The sequence below is a fragment of the Dokdonella sp. genome, from assembly GCF_049593775.1.
Lineage (GTDB): Bacteria > Pseudomonadota > Gammaproteobacteria > Xanthomonadales > Rhodanobacteraceae > Dokdonella.
In genome coordinates, this window is the sequence record NZ_JBAWHJ010000345.1 from 1 (window position 1) to 6,828 (window position 6,828).

At 61.2% G+C, this 6,828-nt stretch carries 4 protein-coding genes; all 4 read left to right on the plus strand.

The window, feature by feature from the left end:
* Window positions 1–3,116 (plus strand): phosphoribosylformylglycinamidine synthase (gene purL, locus WBP53_RS11990; protein WP_423929223.1); only part of this gene is annotated, 3,116 nt, incomplete at its 5' end.
* Window positions 3,056–3,757 carry an exosortase H-associated membrane protein gene (locus WBP53_RS11995; RefSeq protein ID WP_423929225.1) on the plus strand — a complete coding sequence of 234 codons (702 nt, stop codon included), beginning with the start codon at window positions 3,056–3,058 and terminating at the stop codon, window positions 3,755–3,757. The genes purL and WBP53_RS11995, both read left to right, overlap by 61 nt.
* Window positions 3,758–3,778: 21 nt before the next feature.
* Window positions 3,779–5,506: a type II secretion system ATPase GspE gene (gene gspE, locus WBP53_RS12000; protein WP_423929229.1), complete on the plus strand. Its 1,728-nt coding sequence runs from the start codon at window positions 3,779–3,781 to the stop codon at window positions 5,504–5,506.
* 124 nt (window positions 5,507–5,630) lie between these two features.
* Window positions 5,631–6,828 (plus strand): type II secretion system F family protein (locus WBP53_RS12005; RefSeq protein WP_423929227.1); only part of this gene is annotated, 1,198 nt, incomplete at its 3' end.

A 6,828-nucleotide genomic window follows, 5' to 3' on the forward strand; every position in this document is an offset into this window, starting at 1 on the left:
ATGCCGCTGTGATCGCCGGCACCAACGCAAGCCGGTTCTTCGCAGATCCGGAATCCGGAATCTATGGATCGACCAGCGAGGCCGTGCCGTACGCGATCAAGGTCGAGACCCACAACCATCCGACCGCGATATCGCCGTTCGCCGGTGCAGCTACAGGTTCCGGAGGAGAAATCCGCGACGAAGGTGCAACCGGCCGTGGTGGCAAGCCAAAAGCTGGCCTGACCGGATTCAGTGTTTCGCATCTGCGCATTCCCGGGCTGCCCAGGCCCTGGGAATGTGAGCGACCGCTGCCGCCGCGGTTTGCGTCGGCCTACGAAATCATGCGTGACGGACCGATAGGTGCCGCTGCATTCAACAACGAATTTGGTCGGCCCTGCCTGGGTGGCTATTTCCGTACATTTGAACAGGCTACCGATGAGAAAGGCCTTCGTCGGGGCTATGACAAACCGATCATGATCGCGGGTGGCCTTGCCAACCTGCGGCCTTCGGATGTGCAGAAGCACGAACTGCAGCCCGGCGATGCGGTGATCGTGCTGGGTGGTCCAGCCATGTTGATCGGACTGGGCGGCGGCGCCGCTTCATCGGTCGCCGCTGGCAGCAGTTCCGCCGAGCTCGATTTTGCTTCGGTCCAGCGCGACAACGCCGAGATGCAACGTCGCTGCCAGGAAGTGATCGATGCCTGTTGGGCGCGTGGCAAGGAGAACCCGATCGTATCCGTACACGATGTCGGCGCCGGCGGACTGTCCAATGCATTGCCCGAACTGCTCAATGATTCCAGGGTTGGCGGCAATCTGGAGCTGCAGAAGATTCCTTGCGATGACCCGCATCTTTCGCCCATGCAGATCTGGTGCAATGAATCGCAGGAGCGCTATGTACTCGGCATCCGGCCCGCCGACGTAGCCCTGTTCGAATCGATCTGTGAGCGAGAGCGCTGTCCATTTGCAGTCGTCGGATACGCCACCGAGGAGCGCAGGCTGGCCCTGACCGACTCGCGTTTTCCGGCTACGGACTCCCGCCACTTTCCCATCGACTTGCCGCTGGATGTCCTGTTCGGCAAGCCGCCGCGCATGCTGCGCGACTCGAAACGCCTGGCCGAAAAACTTTCCGTGATCGCCGATACCGAAGGTCTTGAGCTGAGCGACGCGATCAAGCGCGTGCTGCGCTTCCCCGCCGTGGGCAGCAAGTCTTTCCTGATCACGATTGGCGATCGCAGCGTCGGTGGCCTGTGTTCGCGTGATCCGATGGTCGGGCCATGGCAGGTACCGGTTGCCGATTGCGCGGTCACGCTAAACGATTTCCAGGGCCAGACCGGCGAAGCCATGGCCATGGGCGAGCGCACCCCGCTGGCCTTGCTGGATGCGGCGGCGTCGGCACGCATGGCCGTCGGCGAGGCTTTGACCAATATCGCGGCAGCACCAGTGCGTCTCGATGAAATTCGCATGTCGGCCAACTGGATGGCAGCCATCGATCATCCTGGCGAAGATGCCGCTCTCTACGCTGCGGTGCACGCGGTCGGCATGGAGTTGTGTCCAGCGCTGGGCATATCGATTCCGGTCGGCAAGGATTCCATGTCGATGCAAGTCGGCTGGCAGCACAACGGGACTGATCAACGCACGGTTTCGCCGGTTTCGCTGGTTGCAACCGCATTTGCCTGCAGCGCCGATGCCCGGCGCGTTCTCACCCCGCAGCTGGTGCTGGACCAGGGTGATACCGAGCTCTGGATCATTGACCTGGGCGCGGGACGTGGCCGACTGGGGGGCTCGGTGCTGACCCAGGTCTTCCAGCGCGCGGGTGACCTGCCGCCGGACGTCGATGATCCTGCGCGACTGCGCGCATTCTTCAATGCCGTCCAGGAGGCGAATGCCGACGGACTCCTGCTCGCCTATCACGATCGCTCGGATGGCGGCGCCATCGTCAGCCTGATCGAAATGGCACTGGCTGGACATTGCGGCCTGGATATCCAGTTGTCTGGCTGGGCCGACAACATGCTGCGCGGCCTGTTCAACGAAGAGCTTGGCGCCATCGTCCAGATCCGGTCCAGCGCGCGCTCGGAGTTCCTGGCACTGCTCAAGCGACATGGCATCGACACGCTGGCGAGCCACGCGGGAAATCCGACTTCACGCAAGAAGATCAAGCTATTCAACGAGAGTGAGCGCATCGCCAAGTGGGATTGGAGCGAGTTGATGGCGCTGTGGTCGGAGACCAGCCACGCCATGCAGCGCTTGCGCGACAACCCCGAATGCGCCGATGCCGAACTGGCCTGGCGCACCGACGAGGATGATGTCGGCATCACTACAAAGCTCAGCTTCGATGCAGGCGAAGATATCTGCGCAAAGTTCATTGCAGCGGGTACGCGCCCACGCGTGGCGATACTGCGCGAGCAGGGCGTCAACGGACAGGTGGAAATGGCTGCTGCGTTCACCCGCGCCGGATTCGAGGCGGTCGACGTGCACATGAGCGATCTGCAGAGTGGCCGGCACGTTCTGTCGGATTTCAGGGGTCTCGCTGCATGCGGTGGTTTCAGCTATGGCGACGTGCTTGGCGCGGGGCGCGGCTGGGCATCCTCGATCCTGTTCAATGACCGCTTGCGCGGACAGTTCGCTTCATTTTTTGCCGACCCCGCGCATTTTGCGCTGGGTGTCTGCAACGGCTGCCAGATGATGTCCGGACTCAAGGAAATCATTCCTGGCGCAGACGCGTGGCCGAGCTTCGAACGCAACGAATCCGAGCAATACGAAGCGCGCCTGGTCACGCTTGAGGTCGGAGAATCACCGTCGATCTTCCTGCGTGGCATGGCGGGATCGCGCATTCCCGTCGTCGTCGCGCATGGCGAGGGCAGGGTTGTTCATGAGGATCCATCTGTGGCACGCAAGGCCAAGGCCTGCCTGCGCTATGTCGACGGTTCCGGCCGCAAGACCGAACGCTACCCCCTGAATCCCAATGGCTCCCCCGGGGGTGCTGCCGGATACAGTGCAGCCGACGGTCGCATCACGATCCTGATGCCGCATCCGGAACGGGTTTTCCGCTCGTCTCAGATGAGTTGGCATCCGCGCGAATGGGGCGAAGCATCGCCCTGGCTGCGCATGTTCCGCAATGCACGCGAATGGGTGGCGTAGTGGACGAATCGCCGATCCGCGGCCTGGGTCTGCGCGCCGTACTTTGGCTGCCGCTCAGCTTCTTCATCTGGTTTGCATTCTCCTCGCCCCTGGTCTGGCCCGTCATCGAGATGGCCAAGCTGGGCTTGCTCGGCCTGTGGCCCACCCTGTTTTCCGAAGTGATCCAGAACGGGCACAGCATGGAAGTGGCGACACGCCTGCTGGTCAATCAGGTGGCACCCGATGGGCGCAGCGGTATCGGCGAACTGGTCCTGGTCCAAAATCCGCTGATCTACGGCTACTCGCTGCCGCTGTTCAGCGGACTGGCCATGGCAACACCCATCACGATCCGCACGCGACTGTTGCACTTTGCGGTCGCATTCAGTGTCATCTGGCTGGCCCAGGCGTTCGGGGTCATCGCCGAGACCTTCAAGATGCTGGCGTTTGATTCCGGGTCACCCGGAGCCAACGCAATCACCGGCGCGGGAATATCGCCCGACACGATCGCGCTGGCCTATCAGTTTGGTTACCTGATCCTGCCTGCCGTGGTACCCGTTGCGCTTTGGATTGGCCTCAATCGCCAATTCATCGAGTCTCTGGTGCATCCTGTCGAGGAACCGAAGACCGCATTGCAGGGTCCCAGCCACGATGCCCAGGAGTAATTGATGTCGGCTGTTTCCGAAATGAGCGTGCCTCAATCCGAAATCCCGGTATTGAGCGGGCAGGCGCTGGACGAGCGTATTTGCCAGTTCCTGGTGGCAAAGGGGCGCCTGAAGGAAGCCGACCTGGTTCGCGGTCGTCGTCTGCATGAAGAGGACCCGTCGGGTCGCCTGGTAGCGCTGTTGACTCGCCTGGGCCTGGTATCCGAGCGGGAAATGGCCGACGCGGTCGCGGAGATCATGGGCTTGCCATTGATGGGAGCCAAGGATTTCCCGGAATCGCCGCCACCCAATGTCCAGCTCTCGACCCGCTTCCTGAAGCTTCATCACGTAGTCCCGATCGGCGAGACCGAGACCGAGGTCAAGCTGCTGATCGCCGACCCGGCCGATCACTATCCACTGGAGGCGATCGAACTGGCGACAGGACGCAAGGTCAGCCTGTGTGTCGGCCTGCGCCCGGAAATCGATGACCTGATCGAGCGCTACTACGGCCAGGGCCGTTCAGCGATGGGTTCGATCGTCGAAAGCCTCAGCGACGACAACGCGCGCAGCGAAGATGATATCGAGCATCTGCGTGACCTCGCCTCCGAAGCTCCGGTCATCCGGTTGGTGAATCTGGTCATCCAGCGCGCCGTCGAGCAGCGCGCATCGGATATCCATATCGAGCCGTTCGAAAGTCGCCTCAAGGTTCGCTATCGCATCGATGGCGTGCTGCATGAAGTCGAGTCGCCTCCTGCCGCATCCACCGCGGCGGTGATTTCTCGCGTCAAGATCATGTCCAAGCTCAACATTGCCGAACGCCGCCTGCCCCAGGATGGCCGCATCATGATTCGCGTGCAGGGCAAGGAGCTCGATTTGCGTGTATCGACGGTGCCGACTTCGCATGGCGAATCGGTGGTCATGCGTATCCTGGATCGAGAAGCGGTCGTGTTCGATTTCCACACGCTGGGCTTCACCGACGAGTTCTTGCCAAAGTTCAACAAGGTTCTCGAGTTGCCCCACGGCATCCTGCTCGTTACCGGCCCGACCGGATCCGGCAAGACCACTACTCTGTACACGGCACTGAGCAAGCTCAACACGCCGGATGTGAAGATCATCACGGTCGAGGATCCGGTCGAGTACCAGATTGAAGGTATCAACCAGATCCAGGCCAAACCGGCGATAGGCCTGGATTTCTCGCACGCCCTGCGCTCGATCGTGCGTCAGGATCCCGACATCATCATGATCGGCGAAATGCGTGACCTGGAAACCGCCAAGATCGCGATCCAGTCAGCCCTGACCGGCCATCTGGTGCTGTCGACCCTGCACACCAACAATGCCGCAGGCGGTATCACGCGCCTGCTCGACATGGGTGTCGAAGACTATCTGCTGACCTCGACCGTCAACGGCATCCTTGCCCAGCGCCTGTTGCGCAAGCTCGACAAGGAAAATGCGGAAATTTACGAAGCTCTGCCCGAAGTTGTCAGGGAATTTGGTCTCGAAAAGCTGACCAGGGAGCGTCCGATCAAGCTGTACAAGCCGGTGCCAAGCCAGGCCTATCCGAGCGGCTACTACGGACGCACGACGATCATGGAATTCCTGGTCATGTCCGACGCCGTCCGTCGCCTCATCATGCAACACGCTGGCGCCGGCGACATCGAAGCGCAGGCTCGCGCTGATGGCATGCGCACGATGTACGAAGACGGACTGGTCAAGGCCCTGGACGGCCAGACCACGATCGAGGAAATCCTGCGCGTGACGCAGGAGGGATGATGTTCTTGAAGCCGGGAGTGGGGAATAGGGAACGGGGAATCGGCAAAAAGCCGGTTTTCCGGGCCGTGATGCGTTTTTGCCCTACCCATTCTCCATTCCCCATTCTCCACTCCCGTACAAGCCAATGACCCTCTACCACTACAAGGCAGTTACTCCGTCCGGTGAGGTCCTCGAGGGCCAGATGGATGTCGCTTCGCATGACGAGGTGATCAGCAAGCTGCAGGATGCAGGCAATGTCCCGCTCGATGTGCGCGATGCCGACAGCGTGGATTCGGGTGGGCTGTTCGCCGCGCTGCTGAAGAAGCCGACGCTTTCAGATGCGCAGATCGTCCAGTTCACCCAGCAACTCGCGACCCTGCTCGGTGCCGGTCAGCCGCTTGACCGCGCGTTGCAGATTTTGCTTGATTTGCCGGAAAGTGAAAAAGCGCGCAGCCTGCTTGAGCGCGTGCGTGACCTGGTCCGTGGCGGAGCCACGCTGTCGGACGCGCTGGAAGCCGAGCGCGGCACGTTCTCGCGCCTTTACATCAACATGGTGCGCGCCGGTGAAGCCGGCGGCTCACTCGAAGACACCTTGCGTCGCCTGGCCGATTACCTTGAGCGCTCTCGTGCACTGAAATCCAGTGTGATCAACGCGCTGATCTATCCGGCCTTTCTGGTCGGCATGGTGCTGGTTTCGCTGTTCGTGCTGCTGGTCGTTGTCGTCCCGCAGTTCGAGCAGATGTTCGCCGACATGGACGTTGAGCTGCCCCTGCTGACACGCATCGTGGTGGGCGTCGGGTCGACATTGCAGAATTTCTGGTGGTTGATGCTGGCTGGCGGGGTGTTTTTCGTCGCCTGGTTCCGGCGCAAGCTGGCCGATCCGGAAAGCCGGCTGGCTATCGACGAGCGTTTGCTCAGTGTCCGCATCGCCGGCGAGCTCGTACGCAAGCTTGAGACAGCGCGTCTCTCGCGTACTCTGGGAACCTTGCTCAAGAATGGTGTTCCATTGCTGGGTGCGCTCAATGTCGCGCGCAATGTAATGGGCAACGCGTTTCTGGGTGTTGCTGTCGAAAAGGCCAGTGAAGAGGTCAAATCCGGCAACGGACTGGGTTTTGCGTTGTCCCAGTCCAAGCAGTTCCCGAAGCTTGCGCTTCAAATGATCAGTGTTGGCGAGGAATCCGGTGAGCTCGACTCGATGTTGCTCAAGGTTGCCGATACCTTTGATATCGAGGTGCGCAATACACTGGAGCGCCTGCTGGCCGCCCTAGTTCCGGCCACGACCGTTGTCATGACCGTGGTCGTTGCCATCATCATGATGGCCATCATCTTGCCCATTCTGAAAC